Below are 23,114 nucleotides of genomic sequence, written 5' to 3' on the forward strand. Positions count from 1 at the left end.
ATCAGCTGAACACCTTGAGGCTGGCTGCTTTTTCGACAGGCAGATCGAAAGCAAGCCGCGTACCCAGATCATGCAGCGGCAGGGCCGCATCCGTTTCAGCCTTGATGGGCCCAAGCACTGTGTCCAGCAGATATTCCCGGGTGTTGCCGGCAAATGATGCGCCGCGCACGGTTCCCTCGAAAGGTCCTGAACCGAGGGTTACCATGCGCGGCCTCCATGCCAGTCCCGCCGTACTCGGAACATGGCCAGAAAGGGCAATACGTCCATTGTCCGTCTTAAGCTCCGAACCTTCCAGACGGAAGATGTTCTCAAAGCCAACGAAATCAGCCACGAAGGACGAAACGGGCGCGTTGTAAATTTCTTCCGGCGTGCCGATCTGCTCGATGGCGCCGCTCTTCATCACCACGATGCGGTCAGCCAGCGCCAGCGCCTCGACCTGATCATGGGTAACGAAAATCATCGTCACGCCGGTGGCCTTCTGCACGCGCTGAAGCTCGGTGCGCATTTCCAGTCGCAGCCGTGCATCGAGATTCGACAGTGGCTCATCCAGAAGCAGCACCTTGGGGTCCATGACCATGGAGCGGGCCAGCGCCACGCGCTGTTGCTGGCCGCCGGAGAGTTCCGCCGGTTTACGGGAGGCGAAGGAGGACAGGCCGACGGATTTCAGGCCGGAGGCGACTTTGTCATCCAGGGCCGAACCCTTCATGCCCTTGAGCTTCAAACCGAAGGCGACATTCTCATAGACGGTGAGATGCGGAAACAGCGCGTAGGACTGGAAGACAAGCCCGACCGCCCGCTTGTTTGCGGAGACCCGGGTGATATCTGCACCGTCGAGGTCGATGCGGCCACCCGCCACCGGCATCAGCCCGGCAATGGCGCGCATGGTGGTTGTCTTGCCGCAGCCGGAGGGGCCAAGCAGCGCCAGAAGTTCACCCTTGCGGATATCGAGATTGAGGTCCTTGACGGCTATCGAATTGCCATAGGCCAGCGACAGGTTCTGCAGCGAGAGGTATTTTGCATCAGACATAACGGGAGAACCCCAGAAAACGTTCGGCCATGAAGACAATGCCGATGGACAGGAAGGCGAGCAGCGAAGAAAGCGCCGCAACGGATGGGTCGAACACGATTTCCATGTAACCCAGCATATCGATGGGCAGGGTGCGCACGCCGGGACCAGACAGGAACAGCGAGACCGGCACCTGATTGAAGCTGGTAACGAAGCCCAGAATGAAGGCTGAGAGAATGCCACCCCGGATATTTGGCAGCACCACCCGGAAAAACGCCCCTATGCGCGACGAGCCGAGCAGCACGGCTGCTTCCTCGATATCCGAGCGCAGATTGGTGAGACTGGCCGACACCACCCGCACCGCATAGGGCAGGATCAGCGCGGTGTGGGCCAGAAACAGCGCAAGCGTTATGCCGATGCCGAAGGGCACGACGAAATAACGCAGCAACGCCAGACCAACGATGATGCCGGGAACGATGATGGGAGCAGAAACGATGGTGCGGATGGTTTCCGAAAAGGGCAGCTTGTAGCGCGACATGGCATAAGCTGCGGGAATGCCGAGAATGAGAGCGGCGAATGTGCCGCCAATGGCCAGAAACATCGACATGGCAAAGCTTTCGCGAAAGCTCTCGACCGTAAAGACCTTGGCGATCCATTTCAGCGAAAAGCCCTGCGGCGGAAAGGCCAGCGTATCGCCCGCCGAAAAGGAGGCGGCGACGATGATGAGAAAGGGGCCGATCAGAAAGCCGATGACCAGCGCCAGCGTCAGCGGAATGAAGAGGTTGCGGGTCATTTCTTGTTCCTTGCCGTGGCAATGCGCTTGAGCAGGATATTGGCCGCAAAGCTCATGACGATGAGGATGAAGGCGATGACGCTGGCCGCGACGAAATTGTTGGAGACCGTGACCTGCTGGTAGAGCAGCGTTTCCAGCATCAGCACCTTGGAGCCGCCCAGAATGGCGGGCGTGATATAGGCCGTGAGCGAGCCGGTAAAGACCAGCGTGCCACCAACGACAAGGCCTTCCTTGGTCAAGGGCAGAATGACCTTCCAGAACACCTGCAGCCAGTTCGCACCCAGCACCCGCGACGCCGCGATGACGTCTTTCGGCATGTTTTCCAGCGCGCTGATGAGCGAGATGATCATGAGCGGCAGGAAGAGTTGCAAAAGCCCGATGAAGACTGCCGTTTCGGAAAACAGGATGCGGATTGGCGCATCGGTCAGTCCAACCGCCTTCAAGGCTTCGTTGACAATGCCGGTGCGGCCCAGAATGACGATCCACGCATAGGTGCGGGCAACCGGCGAGATCATCAACGGCAGGATGACCAGATTGATCATATGGCCCTTGGAACTGGCCGGCAGGTTGACGATGGCAAAGGCCGCGGCATAGCCGATGACGGCCGACACAACGGTGACCAGCGCACCCAGCTTCAGGGTGCGTAGAAACACGGCCCGGTTCAGCGGATCGAGAAAGAAATCCGTGTAGGCGCGAAACGTCCAGCCATCGGCCGTGCGGAACCCTTCCGACAGCAGAATGAAAACGGGCACCAGAAACACCGCCGCCGCAAAGATCGCGGCGGGCAAGGCAAGCGCCAAGGCTTCAGCCCGGTTTTGAAACATTCACTTTATCCTTTGACCGGCACGTCGGCCGTTCCAAACCATCAACTTCGTCATGCTCGGGGCCCGAATTAAATTCGGGCCCCGAGCATGGCGTTGAGGAAAGGCGCGACGTCGCGTTCGGTCGCAGCCCCGTGTTTATTTACTGACCAACCTTCGCATTCCACTCCGACAACCACTTGTCGCGGTTATCCAGCGTCGCAGCGGATGGAATCAGTTGCAGGCTTTTCGCCGTTTCATCGCCATAGGTGATGTTGTTGGCGATCTCGTCGGAGACTTTCACCTCCTTGTTGGTCGGGCTATCGACCAGCTTTTCGGCCAGCGCCTTCTGCACATCGGTGGAGAGCCAGAAATCCATAAACTGAAGCGCCAGATCTTCGTTTTTGCCGTTCTTGGGAACGATCAAAACATTCATGCCGCCCGTCTGGCCTTCTTTCGGCGTTGCCCATGCCAGCGGCAGGTCAAGCTTTGTAAAAGGCGCCCAGGAGAAACGTCCGATCGGGGCGGCCCAGATTTCTTCCTGCTGCATGAGTTGCACCAGCTGCGAGGACTTGACGTAGAAGGTGACGATCTCGTCCTTCTTTTCACCGACAGCCTCGATGGCGCCGGAGAGGTCAGGCGTATCCTTGCCGAGCGCCTTGCCCAGCATATAAAGCGCTGGCGGGCCCTGATTGGTGGTGACGTTCGGGAAGGCGACGTGATCGACCACGCCGTCCTTCAGAAGATCGGCCCAGCTGTCGATCTTCATCTTGTCAGTGCGATAGACGATGGAGGTGGCGTAGAAGTTGACGCCGACGCTCATGCCGTCGCCATTCGGGTCCTTGGCGATATCGTAGAGCTTTTCGATATTCGGCACCTTGCTCGCATCGATCTTCTGGACCAGATCCTTGCGGGCGGCGGACAGTGCGTCGGCCATGGAAACGATGGCGAGGTCGATGACCGGGCTTGCCTTGTTGGCTTCCATCTTGGCGAGACGCTCGACGCTGTTGCCGGTTTCCACCACCAGCTTGCAGCCGCATTTGGCTTCAAACGGCGTGTAGACCAGTTCCTTGAATTCGTCCTGCGCAAAGGCATAGACGGAAATGGTGAGCGTCTTGTCCTGCGCCTGCGCGGCACCCATGGACAGCATCAGCGCCGTGCCGGATGCCAGAATGATCTTCTTCATGATGTGAGTTCTCCTGCTGTCGAGGTTTTCTTTGACGTCTGCGTCTTCTTATTTGGCCCGGAAGAATGGCGTATGACCAGTTCCATCGCAACTTTTGATATATCGGCCACAACACCACCCGTGGCCGTGCGGTCCGCCGGGTTTTCCGCATCGATGCTGCGGACCAGTGCCGTAATCGCGAGATCGGCAATCCGCAGCATGTCCATGCGGATGGTCGTTAGCGCGGGGGTAACGACGGGTGCCCAGATGAGGTCGTCGAAACCGGTGACACTGACCTGTTCCGGCACGGTGATGCCACCCTGCTGCAGCTCGGTGAGAACGCGAAGCGCGTGAAGATCGGAGACTGCAGCGAAAGCCGTAAATCCCTGCAAGACCTTGGCCGCAACACCCAGAGGGCAGCCCGCGCCATTCTGCTTTTCCAAGGAGGCAATCCACAGCGTCTCTGTTTCGGCCACGCCGGAAAGACCAGAGCGGATGCCGCCGACGCGGTCGTTCTGCACATTGGAGTCAGGATTATTGCCGATGATCACCACCTTGCGGTGGCAAAGCTGCGCCAGATGACGACCGATCTGGACGCCGCCGTCCCAATGATCGGCCGCGACCGTGTTGCCGGGGGTAGAGGGAGAATCGATCACCGCAACCGGGCAACCGACATTGCCTATGCGCGTGCCGCGACGCGGCACCACCACCATGCCCTCGACGCCGCGCTCGATCAGCCGGTTGATGGCATCCGTCTGCTTGGCGACATCACCGTGGCTGTCCGCAATCAGCACGCCGTAGCCGGCTTTGTCGGCGGCCTTTTCGATGGCCTGCGCGATCTGCGGGAAAAGCGGATTGGCGATGTCAGGCAGCACAAGGCCGAGAACACCGCTTTTGCCGGTGCGCAGCGCACGACCGGCAACGCTTGGGACATAACCCAACTCGCCAGCCTTGAGGCGGATTTTTTCGGACAGCTCGTTGGAGACCCGGCCCTTGCCGGAAAGCGCATTCGACACCGTCGCTGCCGACACACCCAGTGCCGAAGCGATTGCCGTCAGATTTGCTCCTGCACGACCCGAAGTCATGGCGCGCCACTCTCGTGATTAAACGTTTAATCAGACTTAACGGCAAAAGCCATTCTTGTCGAGTCGGCAGCGGGCGGGTCGTCGGGAGAAAACCCTAAGTAGCGGCAGGAACAAGGAAATTATCGCTCGTTGTCGGCGCGAAAGCCCTCGACTTCTGCCAGTAACCACTGTCTGAACAGGACCACAGGCGCGTGGTTGATGCGCGAAAGCGGCGCCACCGCGTAATATGAGCTGGGGCTTTTGACCTGATGATCGAAGGCGGCAACCAGTTGCCCGGCCTTCAGTTCGATATCGATGAGAAAGAGAGGCATGAGCGCAACGCCAAGCCCGGCAATGCAGCCCTGGGCGACGCTGGAAAACTGCTCGAACCGCATCGCAGGCGCATTCTGGACGGCGAGCCCGAGGCTCTGGAACCAGTGATCCCACGCGCCAGGGCGCGAGGCCATATGCAGCAATGGCAGGGTGGAAATATCCTGCGCCCTTGAAATGGGGTGCTGCGCCAGAAAGGACGGGCTGCAGACGGGTGCCACCATCTCGTCCATCAGGAACGTGCTTTCAGCCGCGGGCCAATCCGGCTGGCCGATATGGATCGCCATATCCAGCCCTTCCTTCTCGAAATCGAACTGGCCGATGCGGGTTGCGAAATTGAGCGTGATTTCCGGATGGGCCGCCACGAATTTGGGAATGCGCGGCAACAGCCAGCGCGTGCCGAAGGTGGGCAGCATGGCAAGGTTGAGCGTGTTGCCATGCGTTTTGGTCATAATCTGCAGGGAGGCGGAGCGGATATCACCAAGCGCGGTGCCGACGGCCTTGGCATAGGTCTGCCCTTCTGCTGTCAGCGCCACGCCACGCGCGCCGCGCTCGAACAGCCGCACCCCAAGCTGCTCCTCCAGCGACATAACCTGCCGGCTGATAGCGCCTTGCGTTAGTGAAAGCTCATCTGCGGCCAGCGAAAAGCTGCCCAGCCGCGCCACGGAATCGAATGCGGCGAGAGCGCTGGTGGACGGCAGGAGTTTGCGGCTGAGCGAGGTCATGGCGCATTCCTATCTGTAATAGCAAAATGAGTAAACATGGCTTGCCGCTTCACACACAAATGCCAATACTTGCCCCAGCAATTGTGGAGATTTACTGTGAGCGAACGCGCATCATTCAATTGGCAGGATCCGTTTCTGCTGGAAGACCAGCTGACCGAAGACGAGCGGATGATCCGCGATACGGCGGCAGCCTTTGCCCAATCCGAGCTTCTGCCACGCATCAATGAAGCCTATCTCGGCGAAACGACCGAACCTGAGCTTTTCCGTCTGATGGGCCAGACCGGCCTTCTGGGAGTGACGCTGCCTGAAAAATACGGCGCAGCCGAAGCCAGCTACGTGGCCTACGGCCTTGTGGCCCGCGAAGTCGAGCGTATCGATAGCGGCTATCGCTCGATGATGAGCGTGCAGTCGTCGCTCGTCATCTACCCGATCTTTGCCTATGGCTCGGAAGAGCAGAAGGACAAGTATCTGCCCGGCCTCGTCTCCGGCGAACTGATCGGCTGCTTCGGCCTGACGGAGCCTGACGCCGGTTCCGACCCGAACGGCATGAAGACCCGCGCTGAGAAGATCGAAGGCGGATATCGCCTGCGCGGCTCCAAGATGTGGATTTCCAACTCGCCGATTGCCGACGTCTTCGTCGTCTGGGCAAAATCGGAAGCCCATGACAATCAGATCCGCGGATTCATTCTTGAAAAGGGCATGAAGGGCCTGTCCGCCCCCAAGATCGGCGGCAAGCTGTCGCTGCGCGCCTCCATCACAGGCGAAATCGTCATGGACGGCGTGGAAGTGGGCGAAGACGCCCTGCTGCCTAACGTTTCGGGCCTCAAGGGTCCGTTCGGTTGCCTCAACCGCGCCCGCTATGGCATCTCCTGGGGTGTTCTGGGCGCTGCCGAAGATTGCTGGTTCCGCGCCCACCAATATGGCATGGACCGCAAGCAATTCGGCAAGCCGCTGGCCGGCATGCAGCTTTACCAGAAGAAGCTGGCGGATATGCAGACGGAAATCACGCTCGGCCTTCAGGCATCGCTGCGCGTCGGTCGCCTGTTTGATGAGCACAAGATGGCGCCGGAAATGATCTCCATCGTCAAGCGCAACAATTGCGGCAAGGCGCTGGATATTGCCCGTCAGGCTCGCGACATGCATGGCGGCAACGGCATCCAGATCGAATACCATGTCATGCGCCACGCGCAGAACCTGGAAACGGTCAACACCTACGAAGGCACCCATGACGTTCATGCGCTGATCCTGGGCCGCGCCCAGACCGGCCTTCAGGCTTTCTTCTAAGATCGCTGATTTGAGCAACCGGCGGCACCCTGCCGCCGGTTTTGCTGCGACGCGAAATAAATAATACTTTTTAATCCGGCTGGCGGTTGAAACCGCCGCTATACGAATTAATATAGAGACGTCATCATCGTCTCTGGCAATTCATTTGCCATATCCGGTTTCGCTGCCTTCGATAGTCCCACCACGGAAGACATGTCATGCAGCGCCGGTAAATTCCGAGACCGCATATTAAACGAAGGCTCCGGCATCCCTGCCGGTCGGTCAAGTCACGAAGGTATTTCGAATGCACAGCTATCCCGACATCAAGCTCCTCATCAACGGCGAATGGCGCGATGCCCTTTCGGGCAAGACCATCGCCGTTTCCGATCCAGCCACCGACGAAATCATCGGTGCAATCGCCCATGCGGAGAAGGCAGACCTGGATCTGGCGCTGGATGCTGCCGACAAGGGCTTCAAGATCTGGCGCGATACGTCGCCCTATGACCGTTCCAAGATCATGCGCAAGGCCGCCGATCTGCTGCGTGAACGCAAGGACAAGATCGCCTGGCTGATGACCCGCGAACAGGGCAAGCCGCTGGCACAATCTGCCATGGAAGTCATGGGCGCTGCCGACACCATCGACTGGTTTGCCGAAGAAGCGCGCCGCACCTACGGCCAAGTCATCCCTGCCCGCGCAACCGGCGTTTCGCAGCTTGCCATCAAGCTGCCGGTCGGCCCTGTTGCCGCCTTCACGCCCTGGAACTTCCCGATCAACCAGATCGTGCGCAAGCTTTCCGCAGCGCTTGCAACCGGCTGCTCCATCATCGTCAAGGCACCTGAGGAAACACCGGCCTCTCCGGCTGAGCTGATCCGCGCTTTCGTGGATGCTGGCGTGCCTGCTGGTGTCGTCAACCTCGTTTACGGCGTTCCAGCCGAAATCTCCGAATATCTGATCCCGCATCCGGTGATCCGCAAGATTTCCTTCACCGGCTCGACGCCGGTCGGCAAGCATCTGGCGGCATTGGCTGGCAAGCACATGAAGCGCGCCACGATGGAGCTGGGCGGCCATGCACCTGTGATGATTTTCGACGACGCCGATATCGAAAAGGCCATCGAAGTCACGTCCATGTCCAAATTCCGCAATGCTGGCCAGGTCTGCGTCGCGCCAACCCGCTTCCTCGTGCAGGAAGGTGTTGCCGATCGTTTCCTTGAAGGCTTCGTTGAAGCGGCAAAGGCGATCAAGGTCGGAAACGGCCTCGAAGAGGGCGTCGGCATGGGCCCGCTTGCCAATGAACGCCGCATCCCCGCCATGGAAGCTCTCATTCAGGACGCCGTGTCCAACGGTGCCGAACTGAAGACCGGCGGCAAGCGTATCGGCAACAAGGGCAACTTCTTCGAGCCGACCGTTCTGGCGAATGTGCCTGTGTCTGCCAAGATCATGAACGACGAGCCATTTGGCCCGGTCGCCATCGTCAACCGCTTCAAGACCTATGACGACGCCATCACCGAAGCCAACCGCCTGCCCTTCGGCCTTGCATCCTACGCCTTCACCGGCTCGGTCAAGACCGCACACGCGCTTGGCCGTCAGGTTGAGGCTGGCATGCTGACCATCAACCACAACGGCCTTGCCCTGCCGGAAGTACCGTTCGGCGGCGTCAAGGATTCGGGCTACGGCACCGAAGGCGGTTCGGAGGCTGTTCAGGCCTATCTCGAAACCCGCTTCGTCAGCCAGATGAACTGATAGAAAATAAGACAAGGCCCGGTGGAAACACCGGGCTTTTTGCATGAACGACCTTCAACCCCGGGCCTGTCCCGATCATGACGATCCACGACACCAGACGCGGACAAATCCCGGGCCAAGCCCTGACATGACGTGCGTGAGGTTCGTTTAAAGTACTTTCGCTTACGTCCGGTCAGCCGGAAAAATCTTCGCCCTTCGGATGACGATATGGCCGTGGTCGCCCGCCTCGACGGCGGTTTCCGGGGGAACGTCGAATTCCAGCTGGTCGCCTTCCATCGTGGACGCAATCACGCGGCGGTCGCCTGCGCGGTCCAGCACCCGGGTGACCTGCGCCGGGATACCATCATGCAAATCTTCCCATTCCAGATCATTGGGGCGGGCATAAATATCGACGGGGCCATCGTCACGGCTATAGGCAAACGGCACTTCTGCCTTGCCGACGAAAATTTTGCCCCCACGCGCGATGCCTGAAATTCGATTGGCATCTCCCAGAAAGCGCATGACGAAGGACGAGTTTGGCTGGCGGCAGACCTCCTTCGGCGTACCCTGCTGCACGATTTCACCCTGATTGAGGATGACGACGCGGTCGGCGAGATCGAGTGCCTCTTCCTGGTCATGCGTCACGAAGATAGTGGTAATGCCAAGCTCGTTGTGGATCTCGCGAAGCCAGCGGCGCAGGTCGCGGCGCACATTGGCGTCAAGCGCGCCGAAGGGCTCGTCCAGCAAAAGGACCTTGGGATCGACCGAAAGCGCACGGGCCAAAGCCACGCGCTGGCGCTGGCCGCCGGAAATCTGCGCCGGGAACCGATCTCCCAAACCGTCCAGCTTGACCAGCCGCAGCAATTCATCCACCCGCGCATCAATGGCGGTCTTGTCGCGCTTGACCTTGGAGACCTTCATGCCGAAGGCGATATTCTCATGGAGCGTCATATGCGGGAAAAGCGCGTAATGCTGGAAGACGAAGCCCACACCGCGATCACGCACCGGGATGTTGGTGGCGTCTTCATCACCGAAATAGATCTGGCCGCCATCGGCATATTCCAGCCCCGCCACCATGCGCAGGATCGTCGTCTTGCCGGAGCCGGAAGGACCAAGCAGGGCCAGCAATTCGCCGCTTTCGATATCGAGCGACACATCGCGCACCGCGCGGAACGTGTCGAAGGTTTTCACCACGTTTTCGAGGCGGATTTTCATGCATGTATCTCCGTAACGGTGTCGGTCTTGTCGGCCGCGCGTCTGGCGCCACGGCCCGCACCGCGCTTTTCGAGCGCCACCTTGGCGATGATCGTGACGACGGCGAGAGCCGCGAGTATGGAGGCCGAGGCGAAAGCGCCAGCGGCCTGATAATCATGATAAAGAAGTTCGATATGCAGCGGCAGCGTGTTGGTCTGGCCGCGAATATTGCCCGAGACGACCGATACCGCGCCGAATTCCCCCATCACACGGGCGTTGCACAGCACAACGCCGTAAAGCAGCGCCCATTTGATATTGGGCAGCGTCACCGACATGAAGGTTCTCCAGCCGGATGCACCGAGCGATGTGGCCGCTTCTTCCAGATCGCGCCCCTGCGCCTGCATCAGGGGTATCAGTTCACGGGCAACAAAGGGCGCGGTGACGAACATGGATGCGATGACGATGCCCGGCAGGGCAAACAGCACCTTGATGTCATAAGCGGCAAAGAAGGGTCCGAGCAGCCCCTGCAGGCCATAGACGAAGAGATAGGCCACACCAGCAACGATTGGGGATATGGAAAACGGGATTTCGATGAGCACCAGCAGGAAGCGCCTTCCCCGAAAATCGAATTTGGTGATGGCCCATGCGGCGGCAATGCCAAAGGCCGTGTTGACGGGAACGGCAATCAGCGCGGTGACGACCGTCAGCATGATCGCGTGACGCGTATCCGGGTGGCCGATGGTCGCCGAGTAGGTTTTCCACCCCTGGGAAAAGGCTTCCACGCCAATGACCACCAGAGGCGCCACGATGAGCAATGCGCCGACCACAAGCACGAAGGCGATGAGCGAACGCCGCACCCATGCTGCGTCCCCCACGCGCGGTGGCTTGCGACGGGATGAATGAACGTCCATCCACTCAGCTCCTTACCGTATAGCGCAATGCGCGGGATTGAAGGTAGTTGGTGACAGCCAGCATGATGAATGCCGTAATCAGAAGCACGGAGGCAATCGCGGCGGCGGCCTGATAATCATATTCTTCCAGCCGGATGAAGACGAGAAGCGAGGTGATTTCCGTCGAGAATGGCTGGTTGCCAGCGATGAAGATGATCGCCCCGAACTCGCCGAGACTTCTGGCAAAGGAGAGCGACAGGCCCGCGAGAATGGCGGGAGTCAGCAAAGGCAGCATGACCTTCCGGAAGATCTGCAGATCCGATCCGCCAAGCGATTGCGCGGCTTCCTCAAGGGCGGGATCCATATCTTCCAGCACCGGCTGAACCGTGCGGACGATGAAGGGCAGGCTGGTAAAGGCCATGGCGATGATGATGCCGAGCGGCGTATAGGCGACCTTGATACCGGCATGGGCAAGCACGGAGCCGAACCAGCCATTACCGGCAAACAGGGCGGTCAGCGCAATGCCTGCAACGGCGGTGGGCAAGGCAAAGGGAAGATCAACGATCGCATCGACAATGCGCCAGCCGGGGAAGCGATAGCGCGTCAGCACCCATGCCAGCGCAAGGCCGAACACGACATTGAACAACGTTGCCGCAAGCGCGCACAGCACGGTAACCCGGTAGCTTGCGACCGCACGGGGAGACGATACGATTGCCCAGTACTCAGCCGGGCCCAGACTTGCTGCCTTGAAGACCAGCGCCGCCAGCGGAAGAACGACGATGATGCCCACATAAAGCAGGGTAACGCCAAGGGATAACCGAAGCCCCGGCAGAACATTGCGTTTCAAACCCATCCCCCATCACGGAAAAATCGATCCGGCGGACAAGCCACCGGATCGATATCAAAATCAGCCATTCAGCGATTAGCGGCTGCCGTAGAGCGTATCAAGCACCGCACCCGACGCGAAATGATCTTTCTGGATCTTGTCCCAGCCGCCGAAGACATCGTCGACATTGACCAGACGAATTTCAGGGAACTGGTCCTTGAACTCGGCGGCCACCTTCGGGTCATGGACGCGGTGGCCGAACTGCGCAGCAACGCGCTGTCCCTCTTCCGTGTAAAGGAAATCGAGGTAGGTCTTTGCCAGCGCGCGCGAACCGCGCTTGTCGACGACCTTGTCTACGATCGCAACCGGAAATTCCGCCAGAAGGCTGACCGAAGGCACGACGCTTTCGAATTTGTCCGTCCCATACTGCTTGGCAATACCGCGCGTTTCGGCCTCAAACGTAATAAGCACGTCGCCGACTTCACGCTCCACGAAGGTTGTTGTCGCAGCGCGTCCCCCGGTATCGAAAACCGGCGTGTTGGCGAAGACCTTCTTGATGAAGTCCTGCACCTTGGCGTCATCGCCGCCAAACTTCTCTTTCGCGAAAGCGGTTGCCGCCAGATAGGTGTAGCGGGCGTTGCCGGATGTCTTGGGATTAGGGAAAACGATCTTTACGTCGTCACGCACCAGATCGTCCCAGTCCTTGATGTTCTTGGGATTGCCTGCGCGCACCAGAAAGGACGGAAAGGAATAGAAAGGCGAGGCGTTGTTGGCAAAGCCCTTCTGCCAGTCCGCCGACACGAAACCCTGCTTGACGAGGAAATCGATGTCGGTGACCTGATTGAAGGTGACGACATCGGCCTCAAGACCCTCCACAATGGCGCGGGCCTGCTTGGAGGTACCGGCATGTGACTGGTCGATGGTTACGCCGGGATGCGTCTTGACGAAGGCTTCGTTCTCCGCAGCGAAGACTTCGCGCGCAACGTCATAGGAGGCATTGAGAAGCGTCTTCGGCTCCTGCGCAAATGCAGACGTGGACAGAAGCGCCGCCAAGGCGGCACCGACTAGCATGATCCGTTTCATGAAAAACCCCAAAGCACCAGATATGGGGCACACAATAGGCAACAGGTCTCTTCGCAGCGAGGAATCCTGCTCCGCGAGCCGCCGCGAAGTTAGATTTTTTTACCCCGTTGCCGCACGCTGTGAAACGGATGTTGCGCGGCTTGCGGCATCAAAGCCGGTGATCAGGAAAAAGTGGCGTGAGCGAGGAAACGAAGTACCGGTCCAGTGCCTCACTGCTTACCGCCTGCAGAGTGTCGGGACGCCATTTCGGGTCACGGTCCTTGTCGATCAATGCGGCACGCACACCCTCGTAGAAATCATGGTTGCGAAGAACCTCGCAGCCAGCCACAAATTCACGCTCGAGACACTCCACCAGGCCGGAGCTTTGCCCTCCCATACGCAACAGGCGAAGCGTCAGCTTGAGACTTGTCGGAGACCGGGATTGAAGCGTGGCCAGCGTTTCGCGCGCGAAATCATTGTCCAGGGCCGACAGTGCCATGATGATCGCCTCGACGCTCTCGCCAGCAAAGGCAGCATCGATCATGTCGCGGTTCCCAGCAAGCTGACCTGTCCCTTCAGGCGGGGTTGCGAAGCTCTCTATGACCGCACCGATGTCTGCCGAGAAAGACACTCGCCCAAGCGCGTCCATCAGCTCCAAAAGGCGGGCAGAGGGGATGTGGTAGTCGCCAAGACCGAGATAGATGGCATCGGCCGCGCCAACTTCGCGGCCCGTCAGGCCAAGCCAGGTGCCCGCCTCTCCCGGCGCCTTGGGCAAAAGCCATGTTGCACCGACATCGGGAAAATAGCCGATGGCCGTTTCAGGCATGGCAAGCCGGGTCCGCTCGGTCACGATGCGATACCGGCCATGTGCGGAAACCCCGACGCCACCGCCCATCACGATACCGTCCATGAAGGCGATGAAGGGTTTGGGGTAATGCGAGATGGCATAGTTGAGCGGAAATTCCTCACGCCAGAAGCGTGTGCGGTCCGCCTCGCTTGCTGTCCTCGCCGCGTAGATCTGGCGGACATCGCCTCCTGCGCAAAGCCCGCGCTCACCCTCCCCGCACAGGATGACGCTGGTTATCTCAGGGTTTCGAGCAAATGCGCCAAGGCCTGCCTTGATATCACGGACCATCGCTTCATTGAGACTGTTGATGGCCTTTGCCCGATTGAGACGAATCACCCCGGCACTGCCGAGGCTTTCGATGATGATTTCGCCCTGATCCGAGCTCTGCTGCATCATGCTCCTCCTCAAAAACAATGCGCTGCGGCATCAGTTTGAAGCTCGCGGGAACTTCACGCAACATTTATTGTTTTGTTCTCGACAGTCTCGGCGCAAACACGGTTGAAAACATTCAGAAAAACAACTTTGCCAGGTTGTCGCAGTGCAGCAATTTCACTTGACGTCCCTGCCTGGCATGGCATGTAATGAGTTGGTGAAATACCGGCGCGCTATCTTAGTCAAGCGTTGCAGCCGGCTGCATACAGACAGCCATCCCCTGGCTGATGGTTCTAATGGGAGATAGATATGCCGGTTTCAGAAAATGATTGGATCAGTAAACGCGCTTACACCCTGTGGGAGAATGAGGGACGTCCGCATGGACGCGACTCCGACCATTGGGCGCAGGCAAAGCAGGAATATTCACTGCTGCAAAATTCCAAGGCCACCAAGCCCGCACACCGCAAGAAGGCAGATGTCGATTTGGCTCTGGCGGCAGAAGCGGCAAAGCCGAAGACGAAGGCGCGACGCGCTTCCGCTAAGTAAGTTCCTCCCAAGCAGTTTACGGGCCCGATGATACAAAAAGCCCCGGCAGATGAACTGACCGGGGCTTTTTTGTGCTCATTGGATCAGAATGACAGGGCGCGATCGCCGTTCTCATCCTTGATGCGGCTCGGCAGGCCGATCCGGTTGAGAATGTTGAGGAATGGCTGTGGTGGAAGCTCTTCCACATTCGCCATCTGCTTGACATCCCACTCGCCCGTCGCGATCAGCATGGCTGCAGCAACCGGTGGCACGCCGGCCGTGTAGGAAATGCCCTGGCTGCCCACCTCTTCATAGGCTTCCTTGTGGTCAGCCACGTTGTAGATGAAGACTTCCCGCTCCTTACCATCCTTGGTGCCCTTGACGATATCGCCAATGCAGGTCTTGCCGACATAATCAGGCGCAAGCGAGGACGGATCGGGCAGCACGGCCTTTACGACCTTGAGCGGCACGACTTCCAGACCTTCCGCCGTCTTGACCGGCTTTTCCGAGAGTAGGCCGAGGTTCTTCAGCACCGTGAAGACGTTGATGTAATGGTCGCCGAAGCCCATCCAGAACCGCACGTCTGCGCCATCCATGTTCTTGGACAGCGAATGCACTTCGTCATGGCCCGTCATATAGGCCTTCTGCTTGCCGACGACGGGCAGATCGAATTCCTGGCCGACTTCGAACATCTGGTTCGTCTGCCACTGGTTGTTCTGCCAGGAATAGACGACGCCGGTAAATTCACGGAAATTGATTTCCGGATCGAAGTTGGTGGAGAACCAGCGACCATGGCTGCCGGCGTTGATATCGACGATATCGACTGACGTGACCTTGTCGAAATACTCATCCTTGGCAAGACGCGCATAGGCGTTGACGACGCCGGGATCGAAGCCGACACCCAGAATGGCGGTGACGCCCTTTTCCTTGCATTCGGCAGCACGCTGCCATTCGTAATTTCCATACCATGGCGGATTTTCGCAGATCTTGGTCGGATCCTCGTGGATCGCCGTATCCATATAGGCAACACCTGTGTCCATGCAGGCACGAAGAACGGACATGTTGACGAAGGCCGAGCCGACATTGATGACGATCTGAACGCCGGTCTTAGCAATCAAGGCTTTCGTCGCCTCGATATCCATCGCGTCAAGCGCATGGGCCTCAAGCTTTACGTCTGTCTTGAGGCTCTTCTTTTCGCGTACGGATTCGACAATCTTGCGGCACTTTTCAAGCGTGCGTGACGCAATATGAATGTCTCCCAATACATCGCTGTTCTGGGCGCACTTATGCGCCACGACCTGTGCTACGCCACCGGCGCCGATGATGAGAACGTTCTTCTTCATTTCAGGTGATGCCTCCTTTTCCCCGCAGGGGTGAGTTTGTGGATAGATCAAGACAGACTTTGCTGGAAATCGGCAAAGTCGAATACACGGACTGTACGAACCGTGCCATCGAGTTCCTTGATGGCGATTGTCGGCATTTTGACGCCATTGAACCAGTTCTTCTTGACCATGGTGTAACCGGCCGCATCCTGGAAGGACACGCGGTCACCAACCTTCAGTTCATGGTCAAAACGGAATTCGCCGAACACATCGCCCGCAAGGCAGGACTTGCCACATACCATATAGGCATGGTCGCCTTCATTGGGCGAAACCTTGGCGCTTTCGCGGTAGATCAAGAGATCAAGCATGTGCGCTTCGATGGAACTGTCGACGATGGCAAGGTTCTTGCCGTTAAACAGCGTGTCGAGCACCGTTACCTCAAGCGTCGTGCTCTTGGTGATCGAGGCTTCGCCGGGCTCAAGATAGACCTGTACGCCATATTTCTCCGAAAACGCCTTGAGGCGATCGCAGAAACGGTCGATCGGATAATTGTCGCCGGTGAAGTGAATGCCACCACCAAGGCTGACCCATTCCGCCCGCGACAGAAGCGTGCCGAATTTTTCCTCGATCTGCGACAACATGCGGTCGAACAGTTCGAAATCACCGTTTTCGCAATTGTTGTGGATCATGAAGCCGGAAATGCGGTCCATGACCTTTTCGACCTTCGCCACATCCCATTCGCCCAGACGGCTGAAGGGCCGGGCCGGATCGGCCAGATCGAAGGTGGAGGAGCTGACCTGCGGGTTGAGCCGCAGACCGCGCGTGATCCCGGATGCCTTGTCGGCAAAACGCTCCAGCTGGCTGATGGAATTGAAGATGATCTTGTCGGCGTTGGAGATGACCTCATCGATCTCGTAATCGGCATAGGCAACGCTATAGGCGTGCGTCTCGCCGCCGAATTTCTCGCGGCCCAACCGAACTTCGTAAAGCGAAGATGAGGTTGTGCCATCCATATATTGCGACATGAAATCGAACACGGACCACGTTGCAAAGCACTTCAGCGCCAGCAGGGCCTTGGCACCGGATTTTTCGCGCACATAGGCAATCTTCTCCATGTTGCGGAGAAGCCTGGTCTTGTCGATGAGGTAATACGGTGTCTGAAGCATTGGCGGATCACATGTTGATGGAAGTCAAAGACGGTTCTGAATGACCGGCCTTATATGATGCTTGTGACAGGAAAACAAACCCGCAGAGAAGATTCTGTGCGACCGTTCTTTTTTCTGTCGGCAGAGGGAAGCTGGGGAACCAAACCTTGCCCGGCACGTTGTGAAACTACGCGTGGGCCGTTTACACGGCATTTTGTGTCATCACTTCAGAAAAGGAAATATCATGGCGACGGTTCGCAACGTGGACGATAAAGTACGTGAAACCCTCGAAGGCGGCGATGTGGCTGATGTTTCCGCACAGCTTTCGCAACTGCGTGAAGACCTTGCAAACCTCGCCGGCAGCGTAAAAGCGCTGGGCGTTGGCGTTTCTTCCGAGGTCAAGGCGCGCGCATCGCGCGTTGCAGATGACGCGATGGCTGCTGGCGAAGAGACCGTTGACAATGTTCGCCACGAAATTCAGTCGATTAACGACAATCTGGTCTATCAGGTGCAGAAAAACCCTCTTCAATCTCTTGGTATTGCGGTTGCCGCAGGTTTCCTTATCGCCCTCGTCACACGGCGTTAAGGCTTCACCATGATTGAAGCGCTGCTGCTCTATCTTGGCGATACCCAGCGAGAAGGCCAACTCGTTACCAGACGCATCAAGACCAAGCTGCTGCTGTGGACGCTGGCCGGGGTGTTCTTCGCAATCGCTTTCATTGCGCTCTGCGTCGGCGGCGCCATTTACCTGGCCAAGGAACTCGGTGCGGGGCCAGCGGCTTTCGTCATTGGCGGCGTTGCCTTTTTCCTTGGGGTCGTCATGCTCGTCAGTCTGGCGATCATGCGCAGGCCAAGGGTCTATGCGACGCGACCTGTCGTCAGCCCCTTTGCACCGCTTGCGGCCGCACCTCTTGCGGTTCAGGCCGTTGCGGCGGGTGCCCTCAGAAACCGTCCCTATGTGACCTTGCTGACGGCGCTTGCGCTGGGCTACATCGCTTCTCGCACCACAGTACTGAAGAAAAAATAATCGGCACATGCCGACGATTACAAAGGCCGCCCCTTCGCAGGGCGGCCTTTGTGCGTTGCGTGCGATAAATTTCCACTGCCCTTCTGCCGACAAAATGATAGGCAGTTTCCCAGACGTCTGTTCAACGGAGAAAATGCTGGATGCGGAAGAAAGTTCTTGTTGTCGGCGGAGCCGGTTATATCGGTTCACATACATGCCTGCTGCTTGCCGAACGGGGCTATGAACCTGTCGTTTTCGACAACCTGTCCAATGGACACGAGGAATTCGTCCGCTGGGGACCGTTCGAGCACGGAGATATTCGCGATCGCGCCCGGCTTGATGAGGTCTTTTCCAAACACCAGCCGGAAGCCGTTCTGCATTTCGCAGCGCTGATCGAGGTGGGTGAATCGGTAAAGAACCCGGTGGCGTTTTACGACAACAACGTCCTCGGTGCCCTGACCCTCCTGTCTGCAACGATGGATGCGGGCGTCAAGGCATTCGTCTTTTCGTCGACTTGCGCCACCTATGGCTTGCCAGAGCGCGTTCCACTCGACGAAACCCATCCCCAGGCGCCCATCAATCCCTATGGTCGCACAAAGTGGGTCGTGGAGCAGGCGCTCAAGGATTTCAGCACCTACAAGGGTCTAAAATCCGTGATGTTGCGCTATTTCAACGCGGCGGGTGCGGATTTTGAAGGCCGTATCGGCGAGTGGCACAAGCCTGAAACCCATGCCATCCCGCTCGCCATCGAGGCGGCGCTCGGCCGTCGCCAAGGCTTCAAGGTTTTCGGTACGGACTACGATACGCGCGACGGAACATGCGTGCGCGACTATATTCACATCCTGGATCTCGCCGACGCGCATGTTCGCGCTGTCGACTATCTTCTGGCTGGAGGCGAGACGGTTGAGCTTAATCTTGGCACCGGAACGGGCACGACCGTGAAGGAATTGCTGGACACGATATCTGAGGTCTCCGGCAGACCTTTCCCGGTCGAATATACGGAACGCCGCGAGGGCGATTCCACCACGCTGGTTGCCAATAACGACAAGGCGCGTGAGGTGTTGGGCTGGGAGCCACAATATACGCTGACCGACATCATTCGTTCGGCGTGGCGCTGGCATTCTTCCCGCAACGAAACAATGTGACCGGGACCAGCGCAGTTTTAGGCTGCGACAACTAAAGTTCCTGCAAAAGAAAACACCGGCCCCGATGGACCGGTGTTCCGCTACGATATGTGTCGTAGCTCCTCTCTCCCAGGAAAGGTTAGTTCTTGGGCGCAGTGGTCGCTGCACCATTCGTTGCCGGGGCAGCAGGAGCGGCAGCACCCTCGCCAGCGCTCTTGTCCTTCATCGTGACGAATTCCGGCGCGGCCTTGAGGGTTTCAGCTGTTTCCGTCGTCGTCAGACGGATCGTGCCGTTTTCCGTGTCACGGGTGACCGTAATCTTGTCCATCGGCACTGCCACATCCTTGGCACCGAGGCCCAGGAAACCACCGACGCCGACCACGGCTGCGACAATGCCGCCATTTTCTTCCATGATCAGGTTGGTGACGCTGCCGATGCTTTCGTCAGCCGAGGTGTAAACGGCATTGCCGATATAGTCATTCGCGCTGATCTGGTTTGCAGCCTGCTCGGTGAGGTAGCTGCCAGAGGCCGCGGATGTTGTGCCGGTCATGGCTGGCGCTGCAGGTTCAGCTGTCGTTGCTGGTGCAGCCGTGCTTGGCGCTGCCGGTGCTGGCTGGGTAGACGTCTGGGCCATAGCAAGGGGTGCGAATGTCGTGGAACCCAAGAGAGCGGCGGTAACGATCGTGGTGAGTGTCTTTTTCATTTCGTGCCTTCCTATTGTATCTTTTCGAAAACCTGCTCGTGACGGTTTTTCCGTTTCTGTGTGAGCCTGTTGGTTTGCAAACGACGACAGGTCAAAAATGGTTCCGCCACCTTTTTAGGCAATCAGGACGAAATCAACGACAAGAAATGATGCTTCTTAAGGCAATGAATTGCATTGCGCAGCCGCCACGCTTAAGCCATTCTGCATATGCCAGACACGATTTGCGCACCCGGTGAATTCCAGCGAAAACATGCAGAACCGAATCATTTCAAGACTGAGACAACGGCTTGCTGGATTCTTCCCGACCGCGCCCATAAGCGTTTATCTCGTTGTAATGACAACGGTAATTACCCTGCCTCTTGTCATCTTCGTTGGTTATCTGATGCTGAGGCTGGAAGCCAACGAGCGCGACGACCTCCAGCGCGAAGCCGTTGAGGACGCCAGAGCAATCAGCCGGAACGTCGAGCGGCGGCTGCAGGAAATGTCGACCTCCCTCAATCTGCTCTCGCAGTTTCCAGAGCTGGAAAACGGCGACCTCTCGGCTTTTCACAAGCGAGTGAGCGAGAGCCTGGAAAAACAGGGTCTCTATGTCATCATCGCAAATCTCGATGGGAAGCAGCGCCTGAACAGCCGCGTTGCCTTCGATCAACCTCTCGGTCCAGTGCCCCAACACCTCAAGCTTGCGGAAGTGATTGCGGGTGGAAGGACCGCTGTCTCCAACATCTTCTTCGGGAATACCAGCAAGCAATGGGTATTCAACGTCATGCGGCCCCTGCCCAAGGCGCTCTCGGCGGCGGGCGATGCCTTGATCATGACTCAGAATGCCGAAGACCTGATGGGGCTGACATCGACCGACGGTCTGCCGCCGGGATGGTCCGTGGCGATCCTCGATGGAGGCAATCATATCGTCGCCTCCAGTGCGCCGGAGGCCAATGCTGCCGGAGCGCCCTTTGCCAACAGCGATGCGACCAGCCGGATGACATCTTTCAGCGGCAGCTTTGAAGATGACAATGGCATCATCTACGCCCACTCCCAGCTTCCGGGCTGGTCATGGAAGGCGGTGATCTGGGGACCGGCTGACAACAGCCAGTCTGCCCTGATGAGCACCTGGCGCAAGATGATGATCGGCAGTTTCCTCCTCATCATGATTGCCATCGCCGGTGCCTATCTCGTCGGACGACAAATGCGCGGCTCCATCAGAGCGCTGGTGGCGATGGCCCAACGGATCGGCAAAGGCGAGATCGTTGCGCCGGTCGATACCAAGATCAAGGAGGCCAATCAGGTTGCCGTCGCGCTTTCCAACGCCTCCTTCGACCGCAGTCAGGCGGAAGACCACACGCATCTCATTTTGCACGAGCTCGTCCATCGCTCGAAAAACATGCTGACCCTTGTGCAGGCCATGATGCGTCAGCTCGCGCGGGAAAACACCACTATCCCGGAATTTCAGAAAGCCGTTGATCACCGTCTTCGCGGCCTTGGAATGTCGATCACCGCGCTTTCCGAGGTTCAATGGCAGGGCCTGCCCATGCGTCGCTTGATCGAAACCCATATCAATGTGTTCGGGCCCGCCGCAGATCAGGTGCGGTTAAGCGGCGAAGACTTCATGCTCTCGCCCGAGGCAGCGCAGAACCTGGGACTGGTGCTGCATGAGCTGACGACGAATTCCATCAAATACGGCGCCCTTTCCCGGAAAACCGCACATGTAGAGCTTAGCTGGACGCGGCATCAGGACGGCGCCCATGACATGCTGACGGTCGACTGGAACGAGGTTGGCGGCCCCGCAGCCGTGGCCCCGACCCGGAGCGGCTTTGGGTCAACCATTATCAAACGTCACGCCGAAAGCTCATTTTCCGCAAATATTACAATGGATTACGCCGAGGACGGCTTCAGATGGACGCTAACCGCTCCACTGCGCCATTTCATCACCCGGAAAAATTCTGCGACCGTCGAAAATAATTAATCCTGGCGGGAACGGAAAAAGAGGTTTCGCGTTATTCCTGCAAGCCAAGCCACTCCCCGTCCCCGCCTGAGGCTTGGCGATGCAGGTTTTGCCCCTGAAAACCTGCCACAGATAGCACGGCTCTACGGAGCCGTGCTTTTGCGTTTCTGGGGCTGGTTTTCAAGAAGATGAACGCTCCCGCCATGTGAGTTCCTCACATGCACCAAACCTGAAAGCCAGGTTTCGGTGCATGTCGAAGATCAGGTCGGTAGAGGCGCTGGAAATCTCAGGAAATAGTCGATGTTATCGCCGCTCACGGAATAGGTCGCCTCGCCCCCTAGGGCTGCAGGAACGACCTTTTCAAGCACCACGCTGCCAAAGTGGCTGCGTTTGTCTCCATCAGCGGAAACCGGTTGCGAAACGTCTATGGCAAGCGGCTCTGTCCAACGCACTTCGAAGAAATCGACATCCTTGCGACAATCGAGCGTGATGGGAAGGTGGCGTGAGAGGTTGCCGCCGTGGCTGACGGTGTTGACCACGAGCTCGTGGAACGCCAGCCCCACATAGAGAGCGCCATTGGGGTTGAGCAGCAGGTTTTCTCCCACCATTTTGATCAGGTTGGGATATTCCGGCAGGTACAGATCGGACTGCTGGCGAAGCAGGTCGAATATCTCAGCACCACGCCAGTCGGAATCCGTGATCAAATCCTGCGACTGCGCCAAGGCGTGAAGCCTGCCGCGGAACTTACGCAAGAAATCTTCCTTGGTGAAGCTGAAACGGGCTGTCTGGGCGGAAAGACTTTGGATGATAGCGAGGAGGTTCTTGGAGCGGTGACTGACTTCCCGCAGAAGCGAGCGAAGCAATTGCTCGCGCCGTCGCTCAACCGTGATTTCACGGATCGTCGTCTTGAGAACACGCTGTCCTGACATATTGACCGTCGAGTAGACATGGAACTGGAACACGCGATCCTTGCCGGCACTGACCTCCAGCATTCCACGGCTGCCCGCCGATGTCAGGTCCTTCTTCAACTCTGCCAGGCGGAGAGCAAGATCCTTACCGAACATCGTCAGATCGGTAGGGTCTTCGCCGGTCTCAGTCGGCAGGCTCCACACGTCGGGAAGGTTGGCGATAAAGATATACTCTCTATCGCGGTCCTGAAGCATGACCGTCTCATCAGAGTCCAGCAGGGCAAGCACGAGAGAATCGTGCAGATCGCCCTCGTCCCGCTCCGCATTATGCCACGCCAGCCGATGCAATATGGTCTCCTAACGGGGAAGCGGCGAAGAGTGTCGC

General features: G+C 58.2%; 22 protein-coding genes. 7 read left to right on the forward strand and 15 right to left on the reverse strand.

Annotated features, from left to right (window positions below; genetic code table 11):
• Position 1: 1 nt before the first annotated feature.
• From QRN85_RS17380 to QRN85_RS17405, 6 genes are all read right to left on the reverse strand, one after another.
• Complete coding sequence (locus QRN85_RS17380) at positions 2–1,027, reverse strand: ABC transporter ATP-binding protein (RefSeq protein WP_284759523.1); 1,026 nt, start codon at positions 1,025–1,027, stop codon at positions 2–4.
• Positions 1,020–1,799 (reverse strand): ABC transporter permease, encoded by a 780-nt coding sequence (locus tag QRN85_RS17385; RefSeq protein WP_062584259.1) that lies wholly within the window; start codon positions 1,797–1,799, stop codon positions 1,020–1,022. The genes QRN85_RS17380 and QRN85_RS17385 overlap by 8 nt, the downstream gene beginning before the upstream one ends.
• Entirely contained in the window at positions 1,796–2,623 is an 828-nt protein-coding gene (locus QRN85_RS17390) for an ABC transporter permease (protein WP_113093493.1), read from the reverse strand. Before QRN85_RS17390 ends, QRN85_RS17385 begins: the two co-directional genes overlap by 4 nt.
• A 139-nt stretch (positions 2,624–2,762) precedes the next feature.
• Positions 2,763–3,785: an ABC transporter substrate-binding protein gene (locus QRN85_RS17395; RefSeq protein WP_113093492.1), complete on the reverse strand. Its 1,023-nt coding sequence runs from the start codon at positions 3,783–3,785 to the stop codon at positions 2,763–2,765.
• Positions 3,782–4,849, reverse strand: a complete 1,068-nt coding sequence (locus tag QRN85_RS17400) for a LacI family DNA-binding transcriptional regulator (RefSeq protein ID WP_284759527.1) — start codon at positions 4,847–4,849, stop codon at positions 3,782–3,784. Before QRN85_RS17400 ends, QRN85_RS17395 begins: the two co-directional genes overlap by 4 nt.
• 119 nt (positions 4,850–4,968) lie before the next feature.
• The gene (locus QRN85_RS17405) at positions 4,969–5,883 is read right to left on the reverse strand and encodes a LysR family transcriptional regulator (protein WP_062584251.1); all 915 of its coding nucleotides are present in this window, start codon (positions 5,881–5,883) and stop codon (positions 4,969–4,971) included.
• A gap of 96 nt (positions 5,884–5,979) precedes the next feature.
• On the opposite strand from QRN85_RS17405, the gene QRN85_RS17410 reads away from it, so the two are divergent.
• A complete protein-coding gene (locus QRN85_RS17410) occupies positions 5,980–7,167 on the forward strand; it encodes an acyl-CoA dehydrogenase (RefSeq protein WP_122069263.1) in 1,188 nt (395 codons plus the stop codon).
• A gap of 283 nt (positions 7,168–7,450) precedes the next feature.
• Positions 7,451–8,887 carry an NAD-dependent succinate-semialdehyde dehydrogenase gene (locus QRN85_RS17415; RefSeq protein ID WP_062584247.1) on the forward strand — a complete coding sequence of 479 codons (1,437 nt, stop codon included), beginning with the start codon at positions 7,451–7,453 and terminating at the stop codon, positions 8,885–8,887.
• A gap of 162 nt (positions 8,888–9,049) precedes the next feature.
• On the opposite strand, the gene QRN85_RS17420 is transcribed toward QRN85_RS17415, so the two are convergent.
• The 5 genes from QRN85_RS17420 to QRN85_RS17440 form a co-directional block, all read right to left on the reverse strand.
• Positions 9,050–10,081 carry a sulfate/molybdate ABC transporter ATP-binding protein gene (locus QRN85_RS17420; RefSeq protein WP_284759528.1) on the reverse strand — a complete coding sequence of 344 codons (1,032 nt, stop codon included), beginning with the start codon at positions 10,079–10,081 and terminating at the stop codon, positions 9,050–9,052.
• Positions 10,078–10,971 carry a sulfate ABC transporter permease subunit CysW gene (cysW, locus tag QRN85_RS17425; protein WP_062584241.1) on the reverse strand — a complete coding sequence of 298 codons (894 nt, stop codon included), beginning with the start codon at positions 10,969–10,971 and terminating at the stop codon, positions 10,078–10,080. The genes QRN85_RS17420 and cysW overlap by 4 nt, the downstream gene beginning before the upstream one ends.
• 4 nt (positions 10,972–10,975) lie before the next feature.
• The gene (cysT, locus tag QRN85_RS17430; protein WP_112962928.1) at positions 10,976–11,803 is read right to left on the reverse strand and encodes a sulfate ABC transporter permease subunit CysT; all 828 of its coding nucleotides are present in this window, start codon (positions 11,801–11,803) and stop codon (positions 10,976–10,978) included.
• Between the two features lie 69 nt (positions 11,804–11,872).
• Entirely contained in the window at positions 11,873–12,859 is a 987-nt protein-coding gene (gene cysP / locus QRN85_RS17435; RefSeq protein ID WP_062584239.1) for a thiosulfate ABC transporter substrate-binding protein CysP, read from the reverse strand.
• A 148-nt stretch (positions 12,860–13,007) separates the two neighbouring features.
• Positions 13,008–14,081, reverse strand: a complete 1,074-nt coding sequence (locus QRN85_RS17440; RefSeq protein WP_284759529.1) for an enoyl-CoA hydratase/isomerase family protein — start codon at positions 14,079–14,081, stop codon at positions 13,008–13,010.
• 285 nt (positions 14,082–14,366) lie between these two features.
• Between QRN85_RS17440 and QRN85_RS17445 the strand changes: the two genes are divergently transcribed.
• Entirely contained in the window at positions 14,367–14,603 is a 237-nt protein-coding gene (locus QRN85_RS17445; protein WP_062584235.1) for a DUF2934 domain-containing protein, read from the forward strand.
• Positions 14,604–14,686: 83 nt separating this feature from the next.
• On the opposite strand, the gene QRN85_RS17450 is transcribed toward QRN85_RS17445, so the two are convergent.
• Positions 14,687–15,925: a saccharopine dehydrogenase family protein gene (locus tag QRN85_RS17450; RefSeq protein WP_062584234.1), complete on the reverse strand. Its 1,239-nt coding sequence runs from the start codon at positions 15,923–15,925 to the stop codon at positions 14,687–14,689.
• A 47-nt stretch (positions 15,926–15,972) separates the two neighbouring features.
• Positions 15,973–17,070: a carboxynorspermidine decarboxylase gene (gene nspC, locus QRN85_RS17455; protein WP_284759533.1), complete on the reverse strand. Its 1,098-nt coding sequence runs from the start codon at positions 17,068–17,070 to the stop codon at positions 15,973–15,975.
• A 223-nt stretch (positions 17,071–17,293) separates the two neighbouring features.
• On the opposite strand from nspC, the gene QRN85_RS17460 reads away from it, so the two are divergent.
• From QRN85_RS17460 to galE, 3 genes are all read left to right on the forward strand, one after another.
• Complete coding sequence (locus QRN85_RS17460; protein ID WP_062584230.1) at positions 17,294–17,635, forward strand: ElaB/YgaM/YqjD family protein; 342 nt, start codon at positions 17,294–17,296, stop codon at positions 17,633–17,635.
• A 9-nt stretch (positions 17,636–17,644) separates the two neighbouring features.
• The gene (locus tag QRN85_RS17465; RefSeq protein WP_113099206.1) at positions 17,645–18,076 is read left to right on the forward strand and encodes a hypothetical protein; all 432 of its coding nucleotides are present in this window, start codon (positions 17,645–17,647) and stop codon (positions 18,074–18,076) included.
• A gap of 140 nt (positions 18,077–18,216) precedes the next feature.
• Entirely contained in the window at positions 18,217–19,200 is a 984-nt protein-coding gene (gene galE, locus QRN85_RS17470) for a UDP-glucose 4-epimerase GalE (RefSeq protein WP_112962932.1), read from the forward strand.
• Positions 19,201–19,318: 118 nt separating this feature from the next.
• Here the strand turns inward: galE and QRN85_RS17475 are convergent, their stop codons facing one another.
• On the reverse strand, positions 19,319–19,882 hold the full coding sequence (locus QRN85_RS17475) for a PRC-barrel domain-containing protein (RefSeq protein ID WP_284759537.1): 564 nt from the start codon (positions 19,880–19,882) through the stop codon (positions 19,319–19,321).
• 250 nt (positions 19,883–20,132) lie between these two features.
• Between QRN85_RS17475 and QRN85_RS17480 the strand changes: the two genes are divergently transcribed.
• The gene (locus QRN85_RS17480) at positions 20,133–21,842 is read left to right on the forward strand and encodes a sensor histidine kinase (protein WP_284759539.1); all 1,710 of its coding nucleotides are present in this window, start codon (positions 20,133–20,135) and stop codon (positions 21,840–21,842) included.
• A gap of 239 nt (positions 21,843–22,081) precedes the next feature.
• Here QRN85_RS17480 and QRN85_RS17485 read toward each other — a convergent pair whose 3' ends face one another.
• The gene (locus QRN85_RS17485; protein WP_113093484.1) at positions 22,082–23,077 is read right to left on the reverse strand and encodes a sensor histidine kinase; all 996 of its coding nucleotides are present in this window, start codon (positions 23,075–23,077) and stop codon (positions 22,082–22,084) included.
• Between the last annotated feature and the right edge of the window lie 37 nt (positions 23,078–23,114).

Source organism: Agrobacterium sp. fls2-241-TYG-188a (genome assembly GCF_030209845.1).

Excerpts from the sequence above, each read along its gene's own strand:
- QRN85_RS17380 (WP_284759523.1), bottom strand. The coding sequence starts at position 1,027 with ATGTCTGATGCAAAATACCTCTCGCTGCAGAACCTGTCGCTGGCCTAT.
- QRN85_RS17385 (WP_062584259.1), bottom strand. The coding sequence starts at position 1,799 with ATGACCCGCAACCTCTTCATTCCGCTGACGCTGGCGCTGGTCATCGGC.
- QRN85_RS17390 (WP_113093493.1), bottom strand. The coding sequence starts at position 2,623 with ATGTTTCAAAACCGGGCTGAAGCCTTGGCGCTTGCCTTGCCCGCCGCG.
- QRN85_RS17395 (WP_113093492.1), bottom strand. The coding sequence starts at position 3,785 with ATGAAGAAGATCATTCTGGCATCCGGCACGGCGCTGATGCTGTCCATG.
- QRN85_RS17400 (WP_284759527.1), bottom strand. The coding sequence starts at position 4,849 with ATGACTTCGGGTCGTGCAGGAGCAAATCTGACGGCAATCGCTTCGGCA.
- QRN85_RS17405 (WP_062584251.1), bottom strand. The coding sequence starts at position 5,883 with ATGACCTCGCTCAGCCGCAAACTCCTGCCGTCCACCAGCGCTCTCGCC.
- QRN85_RS17415 (WP_062584247.1), top strand. The coding sequence starts at position 7,451 with ATGCACAGCTATCCCGACATCAAGCTCCTCATCAACGGCGAATGGCGC.
- QRN85_RS17420 (WP_284759528.1), bottom strand. The coding sequence starts at position 10,081 with ATGAAAATCCGCCTCGAAAACGTGGTGAAAACCTTCGACACGTTCCGC.
- cysW (WP_062584241.1), bottom strand. The coding sequence starts at position 10,971 with ATGGACGTTCATTCATCCCGTCGCAAGCCACCGCGCGTGGGGGACGCA.
- cysT (WP_112962928.1), bottom strand. The coding sequence starts at position 11,803 with ATGGGTTTGAAACGCAATGTTCTGCCGGGGCTTCGGTTATCCCTTGGC.
- cysP (WP_062584239.1), bottom strand. The coding sequence starts at position 12,859 with ATGAAACGGATCATGCTAGTCGGTGCCGCCTTGGCGGCGCTTCTGTCC.
- QRN85_RS17440 (WP_284759529.1), bottom strand. The coding sequence starts at position 14,081 with ATGATGCAGCAGAGCTCGGATCAGGGCGAAATCATCATCGAAAGCCTC.
- QRN85_RS17445 (WP_062584235.1), top strand. The coding sequence starts at position 14,367 with ATGCCGGTTTCAGAAAATGATTGGATCAGTAAACGCGCTTACACCCTG.
- QRN85_RS17450 (WP_062584234.1), bottom strand. The coding sequence starts at position 15,925 with ATGAAGAAGAACGTTCTCATCATCGGCGCCGGTGGCGTAGCACAGGTC.
- nspC (WP_284759533.1), bottom strand. The coding sequence starts at position 17,070 with ATGCTTCAGACACCGTATTACCTCATCGACAAGACCAGGCTTCTCCGC.
- QRN85_RS17460 (WP_062584230.1), top strand. The coding sequence starts at position 17,294 with ATGGCGACGGTTCGCAACGTGGACGATAAAGTACGTGAAACCCTCGAA.
- QRN85_RS17465 (WP_113099206.1), top strand. The coding sequence starts at position 17,645 with ATGATTGAAGCGCTGCTGCTCTATCTTGGCGATACCCAGCGAGAAGGC.
- galE (WP_112962932.1), top strand. The coding sequence starts at position 18,217 with ATGCGGAAGAAAGTTCTTGTTGTCGGCGGAGCCGGTTATATCGGTTCA.
- QRN85_RS17475 (WP_284759537.1), bottom strand. The coding sequence starts at position 19,882 with ATGAAAAAGACACTCACCACGATCGTTACCGCCGCTCTCTTGGGTTCC.
- QRN85_RS17480 (WP_284759539.1), top strand. The coding sequence starts at position 20,133 with ATGCAGAACCGAATCATTTCAAGACTGAGACAACGGCTTGCTGGATTC.